The organism is Spiroplasma endosymbiont of Tricholauxania praeusta (genome assembly GCF_964019535.1).
Lineage (GTDB): Bacteria > Bacillota_I > Bacilli_A > Mycoplasmatales > VBWQ01 > Spiroplasma_E > Spiroplasma_E ixodetis_A.
Genome location: NZ_OZ026450.1, coordinates 850845 through 876753 on the forward strand (window position 1 = coordinate 850845; position 25909 = coordinate 876753).

At 22.7% G+C, this 25909-nt stretch carries 38 protein-coding genes, 1 pseudogene and 1 other annotated feature; of the genes and pseudogenes, 30 read left to right on the forward strand and 9 right to left on the reverse strand.

Features of this window, described 5'->3' with window-relative positions:
* Positions 1–2: 2 nt before the first annotated feature.
* From rplJ to AACK96_RS04560, 4 genes and pseudogenes are all read right to left on the reverse strand, one after another.
* On the reverse strand, positions 3–494 hold the full coding sequence (gene rplJ, locus AACK96_RS04545) for a 50S ribosomal protein L10 (RefSeq protein WP_252320296.1): 492 nt from the start codon (positions 492–494) through the stop codon (positions 3–5).
* 36 nt (positions 495–530) lie between these two features.
* Positions 531–656, reverse strand: a sequence feature (ribosomal protein L10 leader region).
* Between the two features lie 202 nt (positions 657–858).
* Positions 859–1071 (reverse strand): hypothetical protein, encoded by a 213-nt coding sequence (locus tag AACK96_RS04550; protein WP_252320294.1) that lies wholly within the window; start codon positions 1069–1071, stop codon positions 859–861.
* Between the two features lie 152 nt (positions 1072–1223).
* Positions 1224–2804, reverse strand: coding sequence for a hypothetical protein (locus tag AACK96_RS04555; protein WP_338973508.1), 1581 nt, complete (start codon positions 2802–2804; stop codon positions 1224–1226).
* 171 nt (positions 2805–2975) lie between these two features.
* Positions 2976–3164, reverse strand: a pseudogene (locus tag AACK96_RS04560) (transposase); the annotation flags it as partial.
* Between the two features lie 707 nt (positions 3165–3871).
* Here AACK96_RS04560 and AACK96_RS04565 point away from each other — a divergent pair.
* The 20 genes from AACK96_RS04565 to AACK96_RS04660 all read left to right on the forward strand — a co-directional run bounded on the left by AACK96_RS04565 (position 3872) and on the right by AACK96_RS04660 (position 16587).
* On the forward strand, positions 3872–4114 hold the full coding sequence (locus tag AACK96_RS04565) for a hypothetical protein (RefSeq protein WP_338973510.1): 243 nt from the start codon (positions 3872–3874) through the stop codon (positions 4112–4114).
* Between the two features lie 48 nt (positions 4115–4162).
* Positions 4163–4309 carry a hypothetical protein gene (locus tag AACK96_RS04570; RefSeq protein WP_338973430.1) on the forward strand — a complete coding sequence of 49 codons (147 nt, stop codon included), beginning with the start codon at positions 4163–4165 and terminating at the stop codon, positions 4307–4309.
* 15 nt (positions 4310–4324) lie between these two features.
* Positions 4325–4654: a hypothetical protein gene (locus tag AACK96_RS04575; protein WP_338973513.1), complete on the forward strand. Its 330-nt coding sequence runs from the start codon at positions 4325–4327 to the stop codon at positions 4652–4654.
* Positions 4654–5091, forward strand: coding sequence for a hypothetical protein (locus AACK96_RS04580; protein ID WP_338973516.1), 438 nt, complete (start codon positions 4654–4656; stop codon positions 5089–5091). The genes AACK96_RS04575 and AACK96_RS04580 overlap by 1 nt, the downstream gene beginning before the upstream one ends.
* Positions 5081–5374, forward strand: a complete 294-nt coding sequence (locus tag AACK96_RS04585) for a hypothetical protein (protein ID WP_338973519.1) — start codon at positions 5081–5083, stop codon at positions 5372–5374. The genes AACK96_RS04580 and AACK96_RS04585 overlap by 11 nt, the downstream gene beginning before the upstream one ends.
* Entirely contained in the window at positions 5343–5555 is a 213-nt protein-coding gene (locus AACK96_RS04590; RefSeq protein WP_338973522.1) for a hypothetical protein, read from the forward strand. Before AACK96_RS04585 ends, AACK96_RS04590 begins: the two co-directional genes overlap by 32 nt.
* A complete protein-coding gene (locus AACK96_RS04595; RefSeq protein WP_338973523.1) occupies positions 5555–5830 on the forward strand; it encodes a hypothetical protein in 276 nt (91 codons plus the stop codon). The genes AACK96_RS04590 and AACK96_RS04595 overlap by 1 nt, the downstream gene beginning before the upstream one ends.
* Positions 5830–6117, forward strand: coding sequence for a hypothetical protein (locus tag AACK96_RS04600; RefSeq protein WP_338973525.1), 288 nt, complete (start codon positions 5830–5832; stop codon positions 6115–6117). Before AACK96_RS04595 ends, AACK96_RS04600 begins: the two co-directional genes overlap by 1 nt.
* A gap of 166 nt (positions 6118–6283) precedes the next feature.
* Positions 6284–6409, forward strand: coding sequence for a hypothetical protein (locus tag AACK96_RS04605; RefSeq protein ID WP_338973528.1), 126 nt, complete (start codon positions 6284–6286; stop codon positions 6407–6409).
* A 111-nt stretch (positions 6410–6520) separates the two neighbouring features.
* Positions 6521–6766 carry a hypothetical protein gene (locus tag AACK96_RS04610; protein ID WP_338973530.1) on the forward strand — a complete coding sequence of 82 codons (246 nt, stop codon included), beginning with the start codon at positions 6521–6523 and terminating at the stop codon, positions 6764–6766.
* 1 nt (position 6767) lies between these two features.
* A complete protein-coding gene (locus tag AACK96_RS04615) occupies positions 6768–7589 on the forward strand; it encodes a hypothetical protein (protein ID WP_338973533.1) in 822 nt (273 codons plus the stop codon).
* A gap of 14 nt (positions 7590–7603) precedes the next feature.
* Positions 7604–7762 carry a hypothetical protein gene (locus AACK96_RS04620; RefSeq protein WP_281748859.1) on the forward strand — a complete coding sequence of 53 codons (159 nt, stop codon included), beginning with the start codon at positions 7604–7606 and terminating at the stop codon, positions 7760–7762.
* 41 nt (positions 7763–7803) lie between these two features.
* On the forward strand, positions 7804–7992 hold the full coding sequence (locus tag AACK96_RS04625) for a hypothetical protein (protein ID WP_338973407.1): 189 nt from the start codon (positions 7804–7806) through the stop codon (positions 7990–7992).
* Positions 7993–8008: 16 nt separating this feature from the next.
* Positions 8009–8386, forward strand: a complete 378-nt coding sequence (locus AACK96_RS04630; protein WP_338973536.1) for a hypothetical protein — start codon at positions 8009–8011, stop codon at positions 8384–8386.
* Positions 8387–8404: 18 nt separating this feature from the next.
* Complete coding sequence (locus tag AACK96_RS04635) at positions 8405–9586, forward strand: hypothetical protein (protein ID WP_338973539.1); 1182 nt, start codon at positions 8405–8407, stop codon at positions 9584–9586.
* Between the two features lie 14 nt (positions 9587–9600).
* Entirely contained in the window at positions 9601–11319 is a 1719-nt protein-coding gene (locus AACK96_RS04640; RefSeq protein WP_338973542.1) for a hypothetical protein, read from the forward strand.
* A 3-nt stretch (positions 11320–11322) separates the two neighbouring features.
* Positions 11323–13221, forward strand: coding sequence for a hypothetical protein (locus tag AACK96_RS04645; protein ID WP_338973545.1), 1899 nt, complete (start codon positions 11323–11325; stop codon positions 13219–13221).
* 4 nt (positions 13222–13225) lie between these two features.
* Positions 13226–13348, forward strand: coding sequence for a hypothetical protein (locus AACK96_RS04650; RefSeq protein ID WP_338973392.1), 123 nt, complete (start codon positions 13226–13228; stop codon positions 13346–13348).
* Between the two features lie 16 nt (positions 13349–13364).
* On the forward strand, positions 13365–14606 hold the full coding sequence (locus tag AACK96_RS04655) for a hypothetical protein (protein ID WP_338973389.1): 1242 nt from the start codon (positions 13365–13367) through the stop codon (positions 14604–14606).
* Positions 14557–16587, forward strand: coding sequence for a hypothetical protein (locus tag AACK96_RS04660; protein WP_338973548.1), 2031 nt, complete (start codon positions 14557–14559; stop codon positions 16585–16587). The genes AACK96_RS04655 and AACK96_RS04660 overlap by 50 nt, the downstream gene beginning before the upstream one ends.
* Here AACK96_RS04660 and AACK96_RS04665 read toward each other — a convergent pair.
* Complete coding sequence (locus AACK96_RS04665) at positions 16584–16877, reverse strand: hypothetical protein (protein WP_338973550.1); 294 nt, start codon at positions 16875–16877, stop codon at positions 16584–16586. The two genes, AACK96_RS04660 and AACK96_RS04665, sit on opposite strands and share 4 nt — an antisense overlap.
* Before the next feature lie 151 nt (positions 16878–17028).
* Positions 17029–18735, reverse strand: coding sequence for a hypothetical protein (locus tag AACK96_RS04670; RefSeq protein WP_338973384.1), 1707 nt, complete (start codon positions 18733–18735; stop codon positions 17029–17031).
* A gap of 64 nt (positions 18736–18799) precedes the next feature.
* Between AACK96_RS04670 and AACK96_RS04675 the strand changes: the two genes are divergently transcribed.
* On the forward strand, positions 18800–19960 hold the full coding sequence (locus AACK96_RS04675; RefSeq protein ID WP_338973382.1) for an Mbov_0401 family ICE element transposase-like protein: 1161 nt from the start codon (positions 18800–18802) through the stop codon (positions 19958–19960).
* Positions 19961–20156: 196 nt separating this feature from the next.
* Here the strand turns inward: AACK96_RS04675 and AACK96_RS04680 are convergent, their stop codons facing one another.
* From AACK96_RS04680 to AACK96_RS04690, 3 genes are all read right to left on the reverse strand, one after another.
* Positions 20157–20486 carry a transposase gene (locus tag AACK96_RS04680; RefSeq protein ID WP_338973552.1) on the reverse strand — a complete coding sequence of 110 codons (330 nt, stop codon included), beginning with the start codon at positions 20484–20486 and terminating at the stop codon, positions 20157–20159.
* A gap of 40 nt (positions 20487–20526) precedes the next feature.
* Entirely contained in the window at positions 20527–20886 is a 360-nt protein-coding gene (locus AACK96_RS04685) for a helix-turn-helix domain-containing protein (protein WP_338973555.1), read from the reverse strand.
* Between the two features lie 321 nt (positions 20887–21207).
* Positions 21208–21852, reverse strand: coding sequence for a hypothetical protein (locus AACK96_RS04690; protein WP_338973557.1), 645 nt, complete (start codon positions 21850–21852; stop codon positions 21208–21210).
* 795 nt (positions 21853–22647) lie between these two features.
* Between AACK96_RS04690 and AACK96_RS04695 the strand changes: the two genes are divergently transcribed.
* The 9 genes from AACK96_RS04695 to AACK96_RS04735 all read left to right on the forward strand — a co-directional run bounded on the left by AACK96_RS04695 (position 22648) and on the right by AACK96_RS04735 (position 25895).
* Entirely contained in the window at positions 22648–23166 is a 519-nt protein-coding gene (locus AACK96_RS04695; protein WP_338973560.1) for a hypothetical protein, read from the forward strand.
* Between the two features lie 134 nt (positions 23167–23300).
* Positions 23301–23462: a hypothetical protein gene (locus tag AACK96_RS04700; RefSeq protein ID WP_338973562.1), complete on the forward strand. Its 162-nt coding sequence runs from the start codon at positions 23301–23303 to the stop codon at positions 23460–23462.
* Between the two features lie 2 nt (positions 23463–23464).
* The gene (locus AACK96_RS04705; RefSeq protein ID WP_338973565.1) at positions 23465–23902 is read left to right on the forward strand and encodes a hypothetical protein; all 438 of its coding nucleotides are present in this window, start codon (positions 23465–23467) and stop codon (positions 23900–23902) included.
* A complete protein-coding gene (locus AACK96_RS04710; RefSeq protein WP_338973567.1) occupies positions 23892–24185 on the forward strand; it encodes a hypothetical protein in 294 nt (97 codons plus the stop codon). The genes AACK96_RS04705 and AACK96_RS04710 overlap by 11 nt, the downstream gene beginning before the upstream one ends.
* 3 nt (positions 24186–24188) lie before the next feature.
* Entirely contained in the window at positions 24189–24350 is a 162-nt protein-coding gene (locus AACK96_RS04715) for a hypothetical protein (protein WP_174480256.1), read from the forward strand.
* Positions 24350–24598: a hypothetical protein gene (locus AACK96_RS04720; RefSeq protein WP_338973570.1), complete on the forward strand. Its 249-nt coding sequence runs from the start codon at positions 24350–24352 to the stop codon at positions 24596–24598. The genes AACK96_RS04715 and AACK96_RS04720 overlap by 1 nt, the downstream gene beginning before the upstream one ends.
* Before the next feature lie 69 nt (positions 24599–24667).
* On the forward strand, positions 24668–25492 hold the full coding sequence (locus AACK96_RS04725) for a hypothetical protein (RefSeq protein ID WP_338973572.1): 825 nt from the start codon (positions 24668–24670) through the stop codon (positions 25490–25492).
* Between the two features lie 16 nt (positions 25493–25508).
* Complete coding sequence (locus AACK96_RS04730) at positions 25509–25667, forward strand: hypothetical protein (protein ID WP_174480221.1); 159 nt, start codon at positions 25509–25511, stop codon at positions 25665–25667.
* A 39-nt stretch (positions 25668–25706) separates the two neighbouring features.
* Positions 25707–25895: a hypothetical protein gene (locus tag AACK96_RS04735; protein WP_174480113.1), complete on the forward strand. Its 189-nt coding sequence runs from the start codon at positions 25707–25709 to the stop codon at positions 25893–25895.
* The last annotated feature ends 14 nt before the right edge of the window (positions 25896–25909 follow it).

A 25909-nucleotide genomic window follows, 5' to 3' on the forward strand; every position in this document is an offset into this window, starting at 1 on the left:
AATTATGCGTTTTCTTTTTGTTGGGCTACTGCTTTAATTGCTAAAGCTAAATTGCGAACTGGTGCTTGTAAACAAGAAGCTAACATTGAAATTAATTCTAATTTTGATGGTAATGAAGCTATTTTTTGTAACTCACTTTGGTCAATAACTTTCCCTTCAAAAATGCCACCTCTTAATACTAATAATTTATTAATTTTAGCATAATTAGAAACTATTTTAGCTGTTTCTAAGTCGTTTTCAAATCCAAAGATAAAACCATTTGGACCAACTAAACTACTTTCAAGCGATGAATATTCTTTTTTTAAAGCACGAGCAACTAAATTATTCTTATAAATAGTGAATGTTGCACCTTTAGCTCTTAATTCCTTACGTAAAGAACTAATTTCTTCAACATTCATACCTTGATATTGTACAACAATTGTTGTTTTTGAATCATTAATTTGCTTAGCAATTAAATCAATAGTTTTTTGTTTTTCAACCATTGCTGGGCGCATAAGTACACCTCCTTATTATTCTGAAATAACTAGCAATAAGTAGTAAATAAAACTCGGAGCAAAACCGAGTAAATCACATGCATATATAATGATGGAAATTACCTGAGCAACATAATTAAGACAAAAGTCCGTTGCTGTCTTTGGCTTATTCTAGCTTGTATATTATATGATATATATATATTAAAATCAAGAAAAATTTACAAAAGATTAAATAAATAATTTTTTATTATATATCTTTTAAGTTATAAACACTATTTTTAATAACATAAATGCTAATTTCATCAATATCTTAATTAAGATTAAAAAAATAAATTAAAATAAACTTCATATTGAAGTTTATTTTAATTAAAAAAATTGTTTTTTTTTATAACTGGTTACTATTTTTACTACTAGAGTTTTTGCTTTCACTTGAAGAAGATTCACTATTTATTTTTGATTTATCTAACTCAAGATTTTTACAAACTCTTTCTCTTCTTTCAGATTCATTTTTTTCTCCTCAAGCTTTATTTATTTTATCAGCATTTTTAGCATGTGCTTCTTGTTTTAATTTATTATTCTCAATAGATTTTCATGGCATAATTTATTATTCCTTTCACTTTTTGAATATTTTTTCTATTTTTAAATACTCAATAAAATTATATATTTTTTATTAAAAATATATATAAAAATATATAAAAAATTATTCTTACTTAATTAAGTAAGAATAATTAAACTAATTATCGTTATATTTTAAAATGAGTAACGTCGTTGTCTTACATTTGTAGGAGGTTGCATATTATCCATAGAATTTGCTTTATCTACATCAAACTGATTTTCAACTGGAATTATATTATTTTCAACATTTATTATTGTTTTATCATTCATTAGTTCATTTATAGTTTTAAGTTTTCTACCATCCAGTTCTTGTTTTAATATATTAAATTGTGTTTCTAACTTAGTTTCTAATTTATCACTTGTTAAATCCTTAGATACCGATTTAACTTCTTTTTTTTCTTTTTCTTTTTTATCTTTATTATTTTTAAATATTTTATTATAAATTCATGATTCAACTTTTTTTGATGCAGTTGAAAAAACTGATGTAATTGCTTTAAAACCTCCACTAATAAAAACTGAAGCAATAGCAATATCAATCTTAATTGTTGCCACTACTGCAGCAGCCAAATAAGGAGCTAAAATCACAGGAAGCAAATTTGGAAGAACAGCAATAACAATAGTAATGACTAAAATAATAACCCAAACTTTTCACTCCGTTTTAGATGGCTTTGATTTTAATTCCATTTGTTCTTTTAATAATTCTTTAACTGGCATTGTCATAATATTATTTGCATTTTCTTTATCAATTAAACAAGTGCTTTTTTTATATTCTTCAATACTCTGGTACTTTTTAGTCTGTTTTCAAACTTCAACCTCATTTTTTTCATTATTATCAAAATATATTATTTCTTCAAAAATTGATTCATCATTATAAACTAAAGTTGTTATATAAAATATCTTATCTTCAATTGGAAAAATTTCTTCATAAATTTTTTGAACATTTTGACTTTTAATATTTCATTCTTTTTTTATTTCTTTTTTTAACTTAGAAATATTTTCTAATATTTCTAGTTTTTGCTCTTCAGTTAAATTCTCTTCATCAATTTTTCTTTGTAGTTCTATTCTTCTATTAATATTTTCTTTTAATGATAACGGCATCCAATCATCACTATAACTATCTAGTTCACTATTTAAATTGCTTATAGTATTTTCTAATTCTTCAATTTTAGAATTATTTTTTTCAATATTATTATTCAATTCTTTTTTTATATTTCTTTGTTCTTCAATTTCTAATTCTTTATCTGATATTGTTTCTTTAAGCGCAAAATATTCTCTAAATTCACTATCGGTTGTATTTTGTTTCTTAGTTTTATTTATTTCCATTTTTCTTTCTTTACGTTTTAAATCATCAAGTAATGGTTTAAGTTGAATAATTTCTAATTCAAAAAGATTTTCTCTAATAATAGTTAATTTTTTATTTAAATCATCATTTGTTCTTTTGACATCTTCTAATTGTTTTGTAAAATTAAAAATTTCTTCTCTAAGTTTACTTATCTTTTGATCTTCTATAATTGTAAGACAATTATATTTATATTTATTTAAAACATTACTATCATTATTTGCTTCATTTAAACTATTTTCACTTCTAGAAGATTTTATTGCTAAACCTCCATGTCTTTTTTTTATAGAACCATCGGTTTGAGCAAAAATATTTTCTGGATTATTTTCCATTATTCGCTGAAATGTTGTTGATTTTCTTTTATCATTATCACGCATTTTATACACCTTCTTAGTAAAATAAAACCCATTTACTTACAAACAAAGCAATGGGTTAAAAACTATATTTAGTTTTACACTTATCTTTTACCAAATTTTAGAAATTTTTACAATATTTTTTATTTTCATATTATATAAATAATTTAAATATTATTAAATTTTGAGGTATAGCTAACGAAAGTAATGTTTACTCATATCTTGAAAAACAAAATCAATCGCGTTTTTAATATTTGGTCAATAATTTGGTAATATTTTTCTTATATTATGTTTTATAGCAAATCAAAAATGTTCAATTGGATTTAAATTAGGAGAATATGGTGGAAGAAATAATAGTTTGCATCCAACATTTTCAATTAATTGTTTGGGAGCGTGTCGAAGATGTCGATAACTAAAAAGTTTTAAAAATAGCTCCTTTCTTTTTTTACCCTTAAATTAAAAATAAATGACAAAAGACGAGAATAAAAATCTTGTCTTTTTTTGTGTAATTGTAAAATTTTAAAATTTTTAATAACCCTCTTTAACGCTATTATCAACACGTGTTAGGGAACTAAAAAAGTGAACTACAACACAGTTGTTAAAAATAGTAGCTAGAACATGTGGACTTGCATGGATAAATAAAAAGTGGAGTGATACCTAATAAAATATACTAACCATTAATGGTAATTCTTGGGGTGGGAGCGAATTGGAAACTAGTATATATAGACCTGTTGTAGGGACCTATTGTATTAATTCTATTCTTTATTTAACCAACCTTGCCACTCCCCAGTGAGCAAGTGTTGGTTTTATTTTTTATTTTTTTTGAAAAATTTTTTTGGGCGAGAAAATAAATTTCAAACTTGTAAAAAAAATTGAGCGGTGCCGGTTCAATTAAAATATTAATTTGTTTAACACAAATTAAATAAATATTGAATCGAATGCCTCGATTTCTTTTTAAAATTTCACAATTTATTTTTGAGCCCAGTTTTCATGGAATGAATAAAACTAATAGTAGTATTATTAATAATATAAAAAACAAAATATATGTTCTTTATGCTAGAAGCAACAGAACATATTAGGAAAGGATTATTATGGTAATAGAAATTCTTGATTATGAAGCACTAAGAAAGATTGATAAAAAAAGAAGAAAAAGATGTGTTGAATGTAATGAATTATATGAAGATGACAAAATCCAAATGCTTTATCGCTTTAAAACAGAATTAGAAGCAGAACAACATGATATTAGAAAATTTGAAGATGATTATGATATTGATGAACATTTGGATTATACAAAACCATTTGGATATGTTTGTGATTGATGTAGAAGTGATTAATTATGCAAATAGAATTTAAAAAAGAACATATTAGAAAAGGAATATTAAATGAAAAATTATTTTTGCTGAACATGTAAACAAAAACAATTATATTATTTATTCTTTACTACTAGTGATATTAAAACAAGAAAAAAATTTTTAAGAGACAAAAATGGTAAAGCAATTTGTTATGACTGTATTTTAAAAATAAGTTAAGTAGGAGGTATAAATATGGATAAAACAAACTGTACAATAGATGATTGTAAACTTTTTATTAATCATGATGGTAAATGTAAAACTGAATATGATTTTTGAATTAATAAAGAAAAATTAAGAGAAAAATTTAAAAAAGAAGTAATTAAAGTAGCAATAATTGCAGAAATATTGAAACAAATATCTTCTGCAAATGCTATTGAAAAATTAATTTATTATCTTGATAATGAATTTATTGAATTACTTAAAGATGATATTAGTGATGTAATTAAAATTAATATTAGTAATTGAAAACTTAAATTAATAATGAAATTACAAGAAAAAATTCAAAATGGTGACTTTGAATAATGCAATATGACTTAATTATTGGTATTGATCCCGCTGGTATTGGTAATAATGGAATGGTTATATATTCAAGTGAAACTAATAATATTACTTTTAATGAAACATTCAAAACTAAAACAGTTTTAGAAAGTAAAAATATATATAAAGAATATTTTAAATTAATTAAAAAACAATTTATTAATCAAAAAATATTAGTTATTGTAGAAAATTTCTTTTTAAGCTCAAAACAATTATTAACTAATCCATTAGCAACACCTAAGATTATTGGTGCATTAATGGTATTAGTAGAAGATGTTATGAATTGAGATTATTTAGAAAGTGAACCAAAAAATAAAACTAAAATAGAAAATTATAAAGGAAATATAAAATTAACAAAACATGAACAAGATGCTTATAAGCATATTCAATACTATTTAAGGAATTATAAAAATGAAAGATAAAGCAAATTATGTCAAATTAAAAGTAAAACTGAGTAACACTATTGAAGCAAAATATTACGAAAAAGGTAATAAGGAATTATATTATAGTGTTCGTGGTCAATGAAATGGATTAAATTATGTTACTTTAATTTTTAATAACCCAAAATTTTATAGACGATGTATTTTATTAAACAAAAACGATGAAATTATTGTAACTGGTCAATTTTTTAATACTTTAAATATTCCTAAAAATCGTGCATTTTGTTCAATCAATGTTAAATGATTTAAAAAATGAAAAGAGTAAAAAAATGATTAAAAATACACCATTAGAATATATTAATGACAGAATTAAGCAGCATAAAGAAAATATTAATAAATATACAAAAGAAATTGAAAGATTGCAAAATTTTATTAAAACAAATGAAATTAGAATGACTGAATTAGAAATAATAAAAGATATTTTACAAAAAGGAGAAAAAATATAATGAATTTTAATCAAAATCCAAAACAAATGACTGATTTAGTAATAAAAAAAGAGAAGGAAAAAGTATTAGAAAATTTAAAAATTAAAATAGGAACTCTTGCATTTAATAATATTGAAGAAGAAATACATTATATAAATTTAATAATAAATAAAATGTCAGAACATATTTATTCATTAGAACAAGAAATAATTAGAAAAAATCAAATAATAAAAGATAAATTGGAACAAGAAAAACTTGAAATTGCTAATCAAATTAAAAATAAGGAGAATAATTAATGAATAGATGTACATTTTCACAAACTACTAAATTTACTAGTTTAATACCACCACATGATGAACATTTTGAACAAATACAATGTGAAAATATGACAGAAGAGCAATTTGATGAATATGGAAGAGTATATTGTAAAGAACATAGAAATAAAGTTGATGAAATTAATAATTCAAGACATAAAAATTGTATTAATAAAGAAAAAATAATTGAATATTTAATTGAACATGACACATTAGATATGGAATTAATAATTGAATATTTAGAAAAAGGTTACTTTGATAATGAATAAATGTGAACATGAAGATGTGAGTATTGAATTAGTATTTAGATGTGATAATTGTAAAGCTGTTCAATTTCAACATCCAAAAAATAATAAGGAGAAATAATTATGAAAATTTGTAAAAATTGTAAAGAAAATTATAATTGACCAAATTGCGAAAATTGTTTTAAAAATAATGATAATAAAAATTAAAAAGAATAATAAATGTGGTTATGGTAGAGTTTTTGCTCATAAATGTAATAACTTATGTAAACAAAAACAAAATAAAAGAGTTAGGAAAGAAAGGTTAAATTATGAATAAAGAAAAATTTATTAAATATATTAATGATTTAATTGAATTAGAGCCAGCACGGAGAACGGATGTAACATTATTTATCTTAAATAAACTAATAGAAAATGGAGAATTTGACTAATGATAATATTACCTACTTTATTTGAAAATAAAGATGAAATTGAAATATTATCACCATTTCCCAAATCAATTCATACAAGTAATGATATTAGAGCAATTATTTTAAGACAATATCCAAATGTTAAATCAAAACACATAATTGTTTCTGACCCCGAAAGTAATGTTGCATTAATAGTTGGTGATAATGATGTTTATCAAGGTTGAATTAAAGTAACAATTAAAAAATTAGAAATTAAAGGAGAATAAAATGCCAAACGAAAATACACAATCAAATTATACTTTAACCAAATTAATTAGAACTGGTATAAGTCCAATTTGTGCAATGATTGGTACAAGTGCTTATTATGGTCAAGTAATTGCTAATCCAATATTAGGTTCAATTAATAGTTTATTATTTGGTAAAAAATTAGGTTTAGATATTTGAAATTTAAATCAAAGACCAAATACTAAAACTAAATTAATTAATAGTTCTAAAAAAATTATTTTAGGTTTAGGAACAATTGGTTTAGCAAATTATAGTAAATGAACAGAAAATAATATTACTCCAATTATTCCAACAACACCAACTCCAATAACTACTACAACTACAACTGAGGGTCCACCATGATTATTATTAGATAAACAAGATAATCAGTCATTAATGGATTGAGATACATATATTAGTTTAAATGCTTATGGTATTTCAAATCTTATTAGTGGATTAACTGAGTTAATACCTAATAAATTTGAAGCAATAAGAAAGATATGTAATATGGCTACTGGTGGTTGTTTAATATCAAGTGGTGTTGCTATGGGTATTAATAATGATTTTAATAATGCTTATGCAGTACCTACCATAATTGCTGGTGCAAGTGAAATAATCCATAATTTATTACCAATAGAGACAAATCATAGTAGAGAAATGCAAGAAACAACATTTACAAATGAAGTTTCAAGATTAATAAATGATAATAGATTTACTATTAATAGTGAAACAACTAGTCAATATGGTAGTGATAATCTAAGCGAAGTACCATTAAATACTGATAATGCTTCATTAAATTGAGATTACAATCACATGAGTTTATAAAGGAGGTGAAAAGTATGAATAAAGAAAAATTAATTCAATATTATGATGATAAATTAAAACAACATGAAAAAGATTTAGAAGACATACGACTGAATGAACGTTTAATTGCAAATCTTTTAATGGATGCAAAATGTATGATTGAAAGAATTATTAAAGGTGAATTTGATGAATAATCAAAAATAAAAAAATAAATAGTTGAAAGGAAAATATTGAAATGAAAGAATTTTTACATGAATTAATAATTATTGGAACAAGTGTTGGAATATTAATTTGCAGAGAAATTATTGTTTTATTAAAAAGATTTATCACAACTCCAAAACATGTTAGAGCAAATAATAAAATTATAAAACATCAAAAAAAATTAGCAAAATTAAATGAAAAGATTAATAAAGAAAATAAATAAAAAAGTGGTGATGTAAATGTTAGAAAATGAAAATAATGTTCAACAAACAACTGAACCTTTAACTGAAAATAATGCTTCTTCACAAGAAATAGAAAATAAAGTTAATGAAGCAGAAAATAAGTTAAATAAACTTAATCAAGAAATTAAAGAAAAAGAAATGATTAATATATTTAAAAAATATCAAGTTAAAACGGAATTTTATGAGTTTTTAAAATTTAAAACAAGTAATATAGAAAATTCAAAAATTGAAGAAAGTATTAAAAAAATGATTAAAGAACAACCAGTATTTAAAGAAACAATTAATACAGGTGGCAAACCACAAACAATAATAACAAATCAACAAAATTCAATAAAAAGTACATTATTGGATTATAAAAATAATAATAATTTATAACAGAAAGGAAATCAAAAAATGGCAATACAATTCAATAAAAATTTAGATAATACCGAAAAATTAGTAGAAGCACCAGAGTTTATAGAATTTTATAAACAATCAAATTCACCATGAGCAAGTTTTTTTCCTATCGAAATGGTTAATTCAACCAAAATTGAATTTATAGTTAAAAAACCAAAAAATTCAGAAATTAAAGTATTAAAATGAAATGATAAAAGTAAAGGATTAGATGTTAGTTATGCTGAAACTATTAAAATTTTAAAAGAAATTAAAGAAGAAGCAGTTGCAGGTGAAATAATTGCTAATGTTGATTTAAATGCTGAAAATGGACAAAATTTATTAAATACAATGCAATATGAAGTTGCTAATGACTTAGCAGATTATTTAGCAAATAATGATACAAATGTAATTGCAAAATATGCAACTAAAGTAGATATTACTGATAAATCACCAGTAGGATACTTAAAATCAATGTTAGATGCTTGAAATACTTTATTTCAATTAAGAAATAGTAATAATTGTCGTTTTTTTATTACTAATAATCTTTATGATAATATTGTTTATTTAGCTAATAATAAAGGTTTAATTACTGATAATCAGATTGCACAACAATTAAGATTAAATGGAAATGATTTATATATTAAAGGTGTACTATGTCAAATTGTAATGGATGATTATATGACATTTACTGATAATAATGAAACTAAAATTATGTCTTTTGTTTTAGCAACACCAAGAGCAATGAAAAGATATATGTTACAAAATACAGTTGTATATGTTCAAGATATTGCTGATGGTAAAGTTGGAAGAAGATATTTAGTTGGTGGAGAAGTAACTGGTGAATCAATACCCTATATAACAGATGAAGAAACAACTTCACGCTGAATGTTATGTGCAATTGTTAATAATGATAAAAATGATTTAAAAACTAAGATTACAAGTTTAACAACTGATATTACTGCAAATGTTAATAACAATAATAGTGAATTAAATACACAAATAAAAAGTACTAATGAACTTAAATCATTAAATCCAAATTTAACAAATCCAACTATTAAATATTTTAGTGATGCACAAGGAAAAACTAATGTAAGTAATCAAAAACAAAAAGCGGGTGACTTATATATAACTATTACTGCAAATGTTAATGATTTAAATTATAAAGGAACAACAAATCCAATTAAAATAACTCTTAAATAAAGGAAATTAATATCATGCCAATTGGTACAACTAGTACAGCAATACTTTTAAACATAAATAAACCAAAACATACTAGAACAAGTAACCAACAAGAAAATAAAAGTTTTTGATGAGAAATTTTAGAAATGATTGGTGTACAAGTTATAGCAGTAGCACTTGCTCCTTTTACTGGTGGATTAAGTGAAAGTGTAGCCCTTGGATTAGGTGCAAGTGATTTAGTTGCTAGTATTAGTGCTGTTGGTGTAGAGTTTTTAACTGATTTTACTATTAATCAAGTTTATGATTATTTAAAAGGAAATGTAACAAAATTAAATACTTTCTTTAATATACTTCCTGCATTTGCTGGACTTAATAAAATTAGTCGTGGTTATCGTACAAGTAAATTTATTAAACTAGCACAAAAAACTAAAACATTAGAACAAGTGGGAATTAAAGAAGCAAAAAATTTACAAGAAATTATTAGTCAAGTAAGTGGAAAAGAAATTTTAACAGATAAAATTATTGGTAATAAACGTTATTTAATGAATTATAGTTTTACTCCTAATCGTGAAACAGTATTACGAGATTTAGGTTATGTTGCTGAAAGACAATATAAAAATAATTTTCAAAAATTAGAAGCACAAGAGTTAAAAGATTACTTATTATTACAAAATACATTAATAAAACTAAGTCCACAATTAACTCCTAAATTTAAAATTAAAGATATTGAAAAAGCAAATAACTTTTTAAAAAAATTTAATACTGATTTAAAAAAAGTATTATCTATGAATCAGCATGATTGATTAAATTTAGTTCATACAATACATACAGAAAATAGATATGGAAAAACTTTAATTTTAGATTTACAAAAAATTCGTGCTAATTCTATTAAATTTAATTTTAAAAATAATATTATTCATCAACTTGTTTTAAAAGCAAATCAAACTTTTAAATATTTTGATATTAGATTTTATTTAAAAAAAGGTTTAAATAAATTTTGAAAAGATACACCATATTTTGAAAAAATAAGAGAAAGTATATATAAATTACAAGAAAAATTTGAAAAGTTAGAAAAACAAGCATTTGAAAAAATTAATAAATTAAAAGAAAAAGCAACTGATTTATTTACTAGTGCAGAAAAAAGAGCAATTAAACATGCACAATTAATTCCATTAAATTCACCAGTATTTATGGGTTGTAAAATTCAACCTTTGTCATTAGATAAATGTGCAATTACTATTTATCATCGTAATCCTAAATATAAACCAATTACAGTTGTTGATAGTATTCTTAAAGCAAAAACTTTTGTTACTCAAATACATCCATTTCATTGATATCGTTGATATAGTGGTTGATACATTGGTTATGGTGTTAATCGTAATAAATGATTAAAAGCAATAGCATTTGCTCCACCAGTGGTGCAACAAGTAATTAGAGATAGTTTTAAAGTATATAGAGAAATATTTAGAACTATTAGAACTTATCATAAAGTAGTAAATGTTATTAATAATCCTATTGAAAATATTAACAAATCATTTAAAAATGTTGGTTTAAAATTTAGTGTTAATACTTTATTTGGTACTGGATTATTACATCATTTAGAAAAATTTGCATATAGTCAAGTTGTAACAAAAAGTAAGAAAAAATTAAAAAAAGGTAAAAATAAAATACAAAAAGAAATTGAACATATAACACATAAAAAAACAAAAAAACATACTCATCATTATAAACAAGCATTTTTTAAGGAATGATAAATTATGATTAATAAACTTTGAACTGATGTCAGTCTTGAAAATTATAATAACTGATATCCATTAACTGGAAAAATTACAGAAACACCACAGCAATATATACAAACATGACCTAATGTTAATGATTGATTTAAAACTTTTGCTATTCGTGCTCAAAATGATATTAATGCTTATCTTGATTTTATTTTATCTAAATTTCCTTTTGATAGTTTTAAAGATGAATTAATTAAAGAAACATTAAGAGATATGGTTTATGTTATGGTTGAACATTGAGTATTTAATCGTACACCAATTGAATTTAATGTTGATGCTACTATTCAATTTAATAATGGTACTCAATTTAGTGCAAATAGTACTCCTACAATTAATGTTTGAGATTTAGCACCTAGTAGAATGAAAATATGAGCAAGATTAACAGAATTAAAACAAATATTTTCAAGTTATAATGATGATGAAATAGATGTTGAAAAAATTGACTTAAAAGCATTTTATACTAGAAATCAAGTTGATGAATTAATAAAAGAACAAAAAGAATTTACATTATCAAAACAAATTAAATTATATGATGATTTAGTTGATGATAATGAAAATGAAATATATAGAGGTCCTGTTACAAAATTTATAAATAAAGGTTATGTTGCAACAGATTATGATAAAGAATCTGAAACAATGATTTTAGATTGACCTGATGAAATTGGTACATTATCCCCCGAAGCATTACAAAATAATCCACAAATTGGTGATTATACGCATGCACCAACTTGTGATTTTTCTGCTAAACAACAAAAACGAATTACTACAAATGAAAATAATATAACTAAATTGAATGATGAATTAACTAAAACTAATGAAAGTATTGATGATATTAAAAATAATTGATTTAATATTGAAACTAGTCCATTATGAAAGAAAATTAATAATGATGATTTTTATTTAGATAAATGAACTATAATTCTTTGAGTAATTGATTTACAAGATAAAAATGATAAAAAAATAGTTAATACTCTTAAAAAAGAAATAAAATTTTTATTAAATAACAATGAAAGTTATAATACAAAATCAATCATTCAAATAATATCATGAGAAGAAATGACAACAGTAGCAGATGCTACTAGAAGCGTAACTTTATTTTATGATTATAGTATAAAAAAAATTTTATTCGAAGTTTCTCCTACTCCTCCAACAATAGAATTTAATACAAATGTAATTAATCAAATTGAAGTATATCAATATCAAGGAACTGGGACACCAACTGAATTTATAGCAGAAGAAGGTACTGAACGTGATTATTATACAAAAATAGAAACTAATAATTTATTAGATAAAAAGCAAAATAAATTAACTACTGGCGAAAATATTAAAATTGATGAAGTAACTAATACTATTAGTGCTATTGGTGGTAAAACTGATTTATCTGATTATTATAAAAAAGAAGAAGTAGATAAAAAAATAGAAGATAAAATGGATAAAGACCATTTTAAATATGTTTTTTCTATCAATACTATTAGTACTGAAATTCCTAATTTAGAAACTACTGATAAAACTATTGCCGGTGCTATTAATGAATTAAAAGATATTCCTCCAACACCAAGTCCAAGTCGTTCAAATTGAAAAGAAGTAGGAACAAGAGAAAAAAATAAATGAGATAATTGACAAATTACTTATGATTTTATAGTTAATAAACATTATAGAGTTTATTATTCTTGAAGTATATATAATCCAGTTTATACTATACAAGAATTTATTATAACTGATAAAAAAATTGATGGTGTACAAATACAAACCTTTAATGATAGTGCTAATATAGTAATTTTATCAGTTCAACATGCAAAATTGATTACTATTTATAGCGGAAAAGGTAATTTAAAAGGTAATGTATGAAAATTAGAAGAATTACAGGAATAATATTATGTTTTTTAAAATTATAAAAATTATTTTAGGTTTAATTGGAGTACTATTATCTTCTGCAACTGCTGGTTTAATTATATTTATTATTGTAAAAATTGTATTAAAAATTAATCAAATATTTTAGAAAGGTGGTGAATATTATGTTAAGTTTATTTAAAAGAAAAGATAAAACAAATACTAGTGATAATCAAAATGAAAAAGTAAAATTTTTAACTAATAAAAATAAAAGTACACATGCTTCTATTTTAAATTATTTTGGTTTTAATGATTTTAACCATGAAACTTATTTTACTGATTTTGTAGCAGAAAATAATGCTAATTTATATAATGCTCCATTAGATATTAATAATGAAACTATTAAAAAATACTTAATTCAGCAAGAATTTTATAGAAAAAATTGAAATTCTATTTTTAAATTAAGCAAATTAGGAATTAGTGGTTATTTAATTTTTATTGCTAATGATGATTTATATTTTCAAGTAATAGATATTCAACAAAGAGTTTATGATATTACCGGTAAATTAATTCAATGTACTATTTTTTATGATAGTTATCAACAAAATGCACAAAATGTAAGATTATTTGAAATTTATACATTAAATAATGAACAAGTAACTATTAATCGTGCAATTTATAGTATTAGTGATAATAAAAAACAATTTCCATTAGATTTTAAATCATTCATTAATAATCCAAATTTAGAGCAAGAACAAACACTAAATATTAATTATATACCAATAGCAATTATGCGAAATAAAGCAAATGAATTAGCAGATTGTGATAAAGTAATGGATAAAATTAAAGCATTAGATGTTATTTATGAACAAATTGTTTTAGATACTATTTTAAACTCACCTAAATTTATTTTTAATCAAACTTATGGGAATGTTCAATCAGCATTAGAACAAACAGTAAGAACTTTGGTTACTAAAAACTACATATTTAAAAGTGGTGGAGATAATAACGAACAAAATGAAAATATTAATATGACAAATAGTAATTTTAAAGGTAAAAATTTAACTGATATATACGATTGAAATGTTAATGAAATATTTAAACGTTGTGGTATTCATATACCAAGTCAAAAGAAATCTGCACAACAATCAGTTCCCGAAAGTACAGCAGTAAATATTTCAACTATTAACTATATTGAACAAAAATTATGACAATTTAATATTGATATTCTTAAATTTATTCAAATATTAGTACGTTTAGATAAAGACTTATTAAATAGTAAAACATTTAATATTAATGATGAACAAGAAATTAATAATTTAACAGTGAGATTAAAATTATTTAATCCCGAAAATAACCAATTAATAGGAGAAAACAATGGAAAACAACAACAAACCACAAACGAAATTTCCACAGAAACAAACTAAACTTAATCAAGCAGAAGTAGAAAATGATTATTTAATTGATAATATTCCTTATGACTTTACTAATATGATGAGAGCAACTAGTGACCCCGATATTAATAGAGCATACGATGAATTTAAAAAAAGAACAATTTATATTTATGAAATTGAACGTTTATTTAAAAATAATGAAAATAATACTTTAAAATTTTCAGCAAATACTATTAAAATCGGATTTATTGATATTGAAAAAGTATTAAAAACTACTGCTGTTGAAACATCTGATTTTACTATGCAATTAAATCAAAGAGCAAGTACAAATATTAATGATAATACAATTGAATATAGTATGACTGATATTAAAAATTTAATTTTTCAAGAAATAAATTTATTAAATCAATTTAAGTTATATGCTGTTTCTATTAATGAACCTTTAACTGAAAATAATATTGATAATTTATATATTATTAATAATTATTCACAGCCTTATCAAAATCCAAAAACAAGAAGTACTAAAAGTATTACTATTATTAAAATTAAAGATTTTAAAACAAGAGATGGTTATCCAATTATTATTAAATTACAAAAACCATTAGATAAAGATACCAAAGTTACTGGTTTAAAAATTAAAGCCCCTAGAAGCATGATTTTTGGCAATATAAAGGTACTTGGTGAAGTTGACAATATGGAAGTATACCCTAAGTTATTTGTTAAAGATAAGATAGCATTTCCCTTATTATCAATGCCTATTGAAACTCAACCAAAAGTTAGAATTTTACAACAATGATTTAGTGAACAAATATTACCTTGAAATTTAGCAAAACAATTTATTGGACAAGAAAAATCAGTTTTAGACTTAATTAAAATTAGTAGTGGTTCTGTAACAAGAAGAGAAGTTATTAATAATGCAAGAATAACCCATGCTTGATTAGGATATGAGTTTAGTAATGTTTTAGGTGGTAAATGACCATTAAAAAGTCAAAAAGAATTAAAGGATAAAGAAGTTTGAGATTTTGTAGGTGAAAGTCAATTTTATCAATATGTTGCAACTAATAATAAATTTGATGATATTGAAATAGAAATTAAAGATGCACCAACTAATGATAGTTTACAACAGTTATTATTAGATATGTTAAGTTACACATATAACTATAATAGAAATTTTGAAGGTGCTACATATAATGAGAAAAATGGAAAACCAGAAAATGCTATTGCAAAATTAAAGGAGAAATTTGAAGGACAAAAGCCAGATGAAGTTATTACTAATTTATTTAGACAATGAAAATTAGATTATCCAAATTATATTAATTTAGAACAAGTTAAAATATTTAAACAAGTATTTATTATGTTATCAAATAATATTTATTCAAGTATGTCAATTAATAAAGGTTTAAATGATGATAATAAAATTTTGTTACCTTATTATTTTGAATTAAAATCAAGTCCAATAAAACCTAGTAAAAATGATTTTTGACAATATAAAGATATAAAGGTTATATTAAAATCTGAATATTTTGATTTTACTGATATTAATAACGTTAAATTAAAAAATAATGATATTAGTCAAAATGAATTATTTAAATTAGATGATAATCAATTTAACTGATTATCTATAACTAATGAATTAGAAAGTAATAATATTCCGTCATTAATTCCTGCTGATTGAACATTAGGTAATGGTGAATATGGTAAATATTTTACAAGAGCAATTATTGACAAAAATAAAATTCAAAATGCTTTAAATTTATATGGTTCAAATAAATCTCAATTATTTTCTAAATTAGAATTTTATAAAGAAATTTCACAAATTGATAATGATAATGAATTTCAGTTACAAATTGAAAACCCGATTAATAACTTAAATCGGGTAGAAATTAGTGGTATATTTGGTGCTGGTAATTATGATTTAATTTTAATTACTGATAAACAAGAAATAAATTTACATAATATTAATTTATTTGATAAATATAATGAAAATATTTCCTATATAAATCTAGAAATTTAATGATTAAAGTACCCTTCTGGATAATTTCCATCTCATACTATATCATCATTATTATGCTTTATTTTATCAAAATATAAATATATTTGATGATTATCTAAACTTTTATGTGACCATATAGTTGTTGTTCCTAATACTACTTGTCCATTTGTTTCTAGATAAGATTTAATATTAGTACCTATATTATGGGTAAGCACCCCCCCCATGATTAAACCTATTGTTCCAGTTGTAGCACCAGTTAGTGCTAATGCTAATGTTATTTTACTTAAATTTGTTTTTATTCATGTTTTCATATTAAATTACTCCTTTTTTTCCTTGATTTTACTTTTAAATTGTACTATTTTTGATTATTTTTACAAGTATGCTTTTAAATGGAAAATAACGCCTAAATTAAAGGCGTTTATTTTATAATACCTATACTATTAATTATATTGAAATTGTTTATTATATAGCAAATGTGAAGATACTTTTTTTCACAGTAGCATTATTTTTACCCCTAATTACATTTTTATATGGATACAGTGCATAAAACAGAGCATCATAAGGGTCTTGATACATATTTTTGTCAGGAATATTAGTTTTTGTTTCATCATAACGTAATTCTTCTAAACATTGAGTTGTTTTTGGTAAATCATCTTTATTTGCGTAAAAGTTTCCATAACTCATAATATTTCTCATTCAAACTACTCTATTAGTTAATCCGGCTTCTTGATTTAAATTTGAAGCATGTTTAATAGCAGTTTGTGTTATTAAAATAGTATTGTATTCATCAATTAATTTTTGATTTAATCAATCCATTGCTGTTCTTGCTTTATCATCATAAAAATAAATTGCTTGTTCAAAATTTTCAAAATTATCCATTAATCCTAAAATTTCATTAACATAAGCATTAATTTTTTCATTTTCATTTATAAAGTCATTTGGTGTAACTACTAATTCACAAATAATATAAGCATCATAATAACCAGTATTATTATATTCTTTAAAACCAACTACCATAAATACAGTATGGTCTTTTGGTCCCGTAGCTCAATCAATACCAACACTATAAAAATCAAATTTATACATTTCTTTTTCTTGATTATAAAATTGTTTTAAATCATATGATTGTCAATATTTTACTGTTTTTTGAAATGGGAAAATTGTTGCATCACTATCTAAAAATTCAAAACCATAATAAACAGTATTATATTCATCTTCATTACTTTTTTTCATTTCTAATAATTTTCTTTTTTGGATATCCGGTAACTTATCTCAAAATGGTTTAATAGTGAATCTTAAAACAAATAAACCTAAACCACTAAACATGTCTTTATTTTCATAATAAACTTTGCCAATTTTTTTAAGATTTTCCATTACTTCATTATTTAATGGTAAAAATGGCGTACAGTATTTTAAATAAAATGGATGATATTTATCATAAGGATTGCATGTAAAAGTCATAAAAAAGTTTTTATAAAAATAACGAGTAATCTTTTTTCCAAAAGTAGGGCTATATATATTTTTATCAATAAAAGTTCAATTTCATTCTTTAATTGGTTCATTTGACACTTTAATTCTGTTACTTCTAAACATAGATATTTCTAATCGCTCATAGCGATATGTTAATTCTTTATCAGTAAGTGTTTCTTTTTCTTCTGCCATGATTATTTCATCTGTTCTTGAACCTAAAAAACTTGACCCACCTGCTTCTTTTCCAAAAATTTTATTACCATTAGCATAACCAATAAAATCAATTTGTTGATTACTTGGAAAGATAATACATCCCCCATCCTTAGTAATTTTTCATTTAATGCCATGTGGATTATTAGGTAATAAATTAATATTATATGTATCTAATAAAACTTGACAAACATTCATTAAAGCACCAATTGTAGTTTCACTATGAGTATTTTCATATCTTCTTACTTCTTGGACACTACTATCACTAAAATTACAACATATAAATAAATCAAATGCTAAACAGTTTCAAGTTTTTCTTGTTCCACGTGCTGTTGGTATAAAACGATAAAAACAATTAGTAGTAAAATATTCTGCTCATTCATCACCAACAAATGCTTTAAAAATATCTCAACTAAAACTATAATTATTATCACTAAAATTAAGATTATATTTTTTATTCAGTTGTGCATAACTACTAATAAAAGCCATATTTTACTCCTTATTAACATATATAAGTTAAAATTAAATTATTTAAAAGAAAGGAACATTAAAAATGTTAACACTACCATTTCCTAATCTTTTTGATTGAGACAAACACGATTTTAATCAAGATGAATTAAGTTTAAAACAAACAGAAGAATTATTTAAAAAAATAGATGATTATTTATGAAGTACATGTGATAAATCTAAATATAAATCATATAGATTTAGACAACGAAAACTAAAAGCAAAAAAAGGTTTATTAACTTATAAACGACGTATTTGTACTTATTATAACATAGAAAAACAAAAAACTGAATATGCATCCTTATTAGATAACTATCTTGGTGTTAAAAAATATAGTAAACTTGCACCTAACGTTATTAAACAAATTTTAAAATATTTTGCTGATGGTAAAAAGTATCGTGATGTTTGTGATACTTTTATTGAAGATTTAATAAGTAATAGTACAGTTTGTAGAACATATCAAAAATTTGAATTACCAAAAGCAAATATTCCCAAAATACCATTACAACCAAATCAAAATTTATATGTAAATATTGATGATGGTCATCGAAAATTTAAGTTTAATGAAAAACACAATACTAAAAATTGTAAAAAATGTTCGATGAGATTAATAGTAATGTGTACTGGTAAAAAGAAAAATGGAAAATTAATTAATAAAAGAGCTGTATGTAAAATAAGAGTATCAAAAACAGAAATTGGTGCTGAAAAAACCGCAAAATTAATAGAAAAATATGGTAATTTATTTTTTGAAAACTTTGACCAAGCAAATTTAATAGTTTGTGGAGACAGTGCAAAATGAATTAGAAAAACTGCTACCATTTTAAATGCCAAATTTATTTTAGATAAATTTCATGCTTTTCATGTTTTATTTCTTGGTATCATGGCTGGAAGAAGAAAAAATCAAATTGCTAAATTACACTATCAAAATGCAATAAATTTATTTGCCAAAGGTGAATATTATGAATTAATTGATTTTTTACAATCATTAACTTTACAATATAAAAAAATAAAAGTTGGTTATTTTATTAATGCAAAAGATGGTGTATTAAACCAAGCACTAGTTGAAAATATTGGTTGCTTTACTGAAACTAATATTAAACAAATTTTAAAGCATATGATTGGTGATAGAACTTATAACATTGATATGTATACAAAAATGGTTAATTTTAAATGTTATCAAATAAATACAGCCATCCAGTTATTATAAATTAAAACTTAAATTTAAAAAATAACTAAAAATAAAATAAAACTTATTAACGTAAAGTTTAATAAGAATTTTTGAGTTATAAAAGTAAGTATTATTGTTGACTAATATTTTCTAAGTGTTAAGATTAACATACAATTGCATATTGAAGTCAAAATTATTCTCGTCTAACTTTATAATTTTAAGACAAATTTGAATATTATTGACAACATCGGTATGCTCCCAATTGTTTTGTTGCTTTAGATTTATGAAACGTCGCATTATCTAAAACTATAATTTGTCCACACTTTAATACTGGAATTAGTATATTTTTAACATATGATTCAAAAATTTTACTATTGCAATGTCCTTCAAATGCTCATAGAGCTTTTAATTTACCTTTATTTAGTGCACCAATTATACTCATTCTCTTTATTTTATATGCAGGTTTATTATCAAATAATCTTTTACCTTTTTCAGACCAACCATATTTATAAAATTCATTATCATCAATTCCAGATTCATCAATATATACCAAATCTTCATTCATTATTTTCGCTATTTCTTTTAAAAAATCTTCTTGTTTATTTTTATCTCTTTGTTCATATAGAAAAGTTTTTTTTATATGTATAATTTAGTTTTTTGAAATAGTTATAAACTGTTTCTTTTGTCATATCACCAAATTTTTCAATTACTTTTTGAACTGTAACATCTTTATTTTCTGCTAAATAATTTTTTAATTCATCTAAATCCTTTATTTTGTGGCTATGTCCTTTTTGATAATTCAAAATTGGTTTTATATTTCCGGTTTTTTGCTTTCTTTTTCTTCATAAAAATAAAGTCTTTCTAGTGATATTGAACACTTTACAAATTTCTTTAATTTTCATGTTTTTACTTTCATAAACTTCTATTACTTTTCTTCGTAAGTCCTCACTGTATGGTTTTGGCATAATTTAATCTTCCTAATCTATTTTAATTATTGCTGAATTATACTTGTAAGTGCAAGAATTGTTTAAATTACATATTATTATTTTACATTATTTATGAGTAAACATTACTTTCGTTAGCTATATATAATAATTATTTAAAATAAAAGAGTTACCAATAATGGTAACTCCTATTCACTGTTAGGTGCCAACCGCAATGAATATTTACTTACCCTTAACTAAGTAAGTATTTTTATTATACTACTAAAATAAAGTTTTTTTAGTTTTATTTACTAAAAAAAATAAAACCTTTTTAATTTTATATATTTTTGATAATAATTTGATTTAAAAAAAGAAATCAACAAATAAATATTGAATAGTTGCAGAAATAGAGTCTATATTATTCACTTTTGTTTTAATGTCTTCAAATAAATTTTTTTGTGATTTCTGTTTTTGTGAAAAGAGATAACAATTTAGTTTCTTTTTAGATTTTTTTTGACAATCTTCTATATTTTCTTCAAACAAATTTTTTTGTGATTTCTGTTTTTGTGAAGAGAAATAACAATTTAGTTTCTTTTTAGATTTTTTTGGACAATCTTCTATATTTTCTTCAAACAAATTTTTTTGTGATTTCTGTTTTTGTGAAGAGAAATAACAATTTAGTTTCTTTTTAGATTTTTTTGGACAATCTTCTATATTTTCTTCAAACAAATTTTTTTGTGATTTCTGTTTTTGTGAAGAGAAATAACAATTTAGTTTCTTTTTAGATTTTTTTGGACAATCTTCTATATTTTCTTCAAATAAATTTTTTTGTGATTTCTGTTTTTGTGAAGAGAAATAACAATTTAGTTTCTTTTTAGATTTTTTTGGACAATCTTCTATATTTTCTTCAAACAAATTTTTTTGTGATTTCTGTTTTTGTGAAAAGAGATAACAATTTAGTTTCTTTTTAGATTTTTTTTGACAATCTTCTATATTTTCTTCAAACAAATTTTTGGGCGGTTGTCAAAGTTACGAAATAATTAATTATCATATTAGTAACTTATTTCCGAAATTACCATTTAAAAATGATGATAGACAAATTAAATTCTCTTTTACCCTTAAATTTATATTCGACGTATTTTAAAAAATATAGATTTTATAAGATAAAATAAAAATTATTAACAAGGAAAAAGACAAGAAATAATCTTGTCTTTTTTTGTAATTGTAAAATTTTAAAATTTTTAATAACCGTCTTTAACGCTATTATCAACACGTGTTAGGGAACTAAAAAAGTGAACTACAACACAGTTGTTAAAAATAGTAGCTAGAACATGTGGACTTGCATGAATAAATAAAAAGTGGAGTGATACCTAATAAATTATACTAACCATTTAATGGTAATTCTTGGGGTGGGAGCGAATTGGAAACTAGTATATATAGACCTACTAGGGAACCTACTATATTAATTCTATTCTTTATTTAACCAACCTTGCCACTCCCCAGTGAGCAAGTGTTGGTTTTATTTTTTATTTTTTTTGAAAAATTTTTTTGGGCGAGAAAATAAATTTCAAACTTGTAAAAAAAATTGAGCGGTGCCGGTTCAATTAAAATATTAATTTGTTTAACACAAATTAAATAAATATTGAATCGAATGCCTCAATGTTTTTTAAAATTTCACAATTTATTTTTGAGCCCAGAATTGCTGAAATGAATAAAACGAATAGTAGTATTATTAATAATCTAAAAATCAAAATATATGTTCTTTATGCTAGAAGCAACAGAACATATTAGGAAAGGATTATTATGCAAATAGAATTTAAAAAAGAACAAATTGTTAAAGATAAACCACAATCTATTCTTATTGATTATGTTGAATATAAATTATCACTTCCAAAATGAATGATTAAAAATAATTCTTTTATTGTTGATAACAGTTACACATATTGAGTTTTTAATTTAGAAAATATTAAAAGAGAATTAAGTGGTAATGAATTAATAAAATTATTAGAACCATATATTAAAGACCAAAAAATAACTGTTAATAAACCAACTGCTCCAAAAGAATATTATCTTAATGATATAAAACTTGAACCATTAAAATTTTATGAACAGCATAATAGTTGATTTATAGGTGAAATAACAGATAACAAAACTAAAATTACTAATCCTTGTTTTAAATATAACATTACGTGAGAAGAAAATAGAAAAGGTTTTAAAATAAATAATCCATATAAACATGATGATTTACCAATTAATTATCTAGTTACTTCATATAAGGAAATTTCAACTCATAATGAAAAAATATTTTTGTTGAACATGTAAACAACATAAATTAGATTATTTATTCTTTAATACTAATGATATAAAAACAAGAAAATATTTTTTAAGAGATAAAAATAGTAAAGCAATTTGTTATGACTGTATTTTAAATATTAGGTTAAGTAGGAGGCATAAATATGGATAAAGAAAAATTAATTAGTTGATTAAATTTAATTTTAGATAGTGATATAGAACAATATAATAAAGAAAAAGACATATATTATTTAAATAAATTAAGAGGTTCAATTGATTTTATTAAAATTTTAATTAATAAAATACAATGAAGAGAATTTGATTAATAATGAAATATGACTTAATTATTGGAATTGACCCAGCAGGAATTGGTAATAATGAAATTGTTATATATTCAAATGAAACTAATAATATTGTTTTTAATGAAATATTCAAAACTAAAACAGTTTTAGAAAGTAAAAATATATATAAAGAATATTTTAAATTAATTAAAAAACAATTTATTAATAAAAAAATATTAGTGATTGTTGAAAATTTCTTTTTAAGTTCAAAACAATTATTAACTAATCCATTAGCAACTCCTAAAATTATTGGCGCTTTAATGGTATTAGTAGAAGATGTTATGAACTGAGATTATTTAGAAAGTGAACCAAAAAATAAAACTAAAATAGAAAATTATAAAGGAAATATAAAATTTACAAAACATGAACAAGATGCATATAAGCATATTCAATATTATTTAAGGAATTATAAAAATGAAAGATAAAGCAAATTATGTCAAATTAACAGTAAAACTTAGTAACACTATTGAAGCAAAATATTACGAAAAAGGTAATAAAGAATTATATTATAGTGTTCGTGGTCAATGAAATGGATTAAACTATGTTACTTTAATTTTTAACAACCCAAAATTTTATAGACGATGTATTTTATTAAACAAAAATGATGAAATTATAGTATCTGGTCAAATCTTTAATACTTTAAACATCCCTAAAAATCGTGCATTTTGTTCAATTAATGTTAAATGATTTAAAAAATGAAAAGAGTAAAAAATGATATTATGAAAAATTTTATTAATAGCACCAATATTAATAACCAGTATAACACTAATAATAATTTTAATATTTATTATTAAAGAATTAAAAAATGAATATAAAGTATTGAAAATATTAAGTGAAATTGCTAATCAAATTAAAAATAAGGAGAATAATTAATGATAATATTACCTACTTTGTTTGAAAATAAAGATGAAATTGAAGTATTATCACCATTTCCAAAAGCAATTCATACAAGTAATGATATTAGAGCAATTATTTTAAGACAATACCCAAATGTTAAATCAAAACACATAATTGTTTCTGACCCCGAAAGTAATGTTGCATTAATAGTTGGTGATAATGATGTTTATCAAGGTTGAATTAAAGTAACAGTTAAAAAATTAGAAATTATGAATTTGAATTAAATTCTTATGTAGTAGATTCCTTATTAGATGTTATAAGAGAACTGATAAAAACAAATAAAGGAGAATAAAATGCCAAACGAAAATACACAATCAAATTATACTTTAACCAAATTAATTAGAACTGGTATAAGTCCTATTTGTGCAATGATTGGTACAAGTGCTTATTATGGTCAAGTAATTGCTAATCCAATATTAGGTTCAATTAATAGTTTATTATTTGGTAAAAAATTAGGTTTAGATATATGAAATTTAAATCAAAGACCAAATACTAAAACTAAGTTAATTAATAGTACTAAAAAAATATTATTAGGTTTAGGAACAATTGGTTTAGCAAATTATAGTAAATGAACAGAAAGTAATATTAGTCCTATTATTCCAACAACACCAATTCCAATAACTACTACAACTACAACAGAAGGTCCTCCATGATTACTATTAAATAAACAAGAAAATCAGTCATTAATGGACTGAGATACATATATTAGTTTAAATGCTTATGGTATTTCAAATCTTATTAGTGGATTAACTGAGTTAATACCTAATAAATTTGAAACAATAAGAAAGATTTGTAATATGGCAACTGGTGGATGTTTAATATCAAGTGGTGTAGCAATGGGAATTAATAATGATTTTAATAATGCTTATGCAGTACCTACCATAATTGCTGGTGCAAGTGAAATTATCCATAATTTACTACCTATTGAAACTACACATCATAATCAAGAAATGCAAGAAACTTCATTTACAAATGAAACTGCAAGATTAATAAATGATAATAGATTCACAATTAATAGTGAAACAACTAGTCAATATGGTAGTGATAATATGAGCGAAGTACCATTAAATCATGATAATGCTTCACTAAATTGAGATTATAATCACATGAGTTTATAAAGGAGGTGAGTAATTTATGAATAAAGAAAAATTAATTGAATATTATAATCACGAAATAAAAACACATAAAGAAAGGATGGAACAATTAAATAAAGAAATTTCTTTATTAGTAACTATTATAAGTAATTCACAATCAATGATTGAAAGAATTAATGGTGGGCAATTTGATGAATAATCAAAAATAAACAATAAATAGTTGAAAGGAAAATTTGAAATGAAAGAATTTTTACATGAATTAATAATTATTGGAACAAGTGTTGGAACATTAATTTGCAGAGAAATTATTGTTTTATTAAAAAGATTTATCACAACTCCAAAACATGTTAGAGCAAATAACAAAATTATTAAACATCAAAAAAAATTAGCAAAGTTAAATGAAAAAATTAATAAAGAAAATAAATAATAAAGTGGTGATGT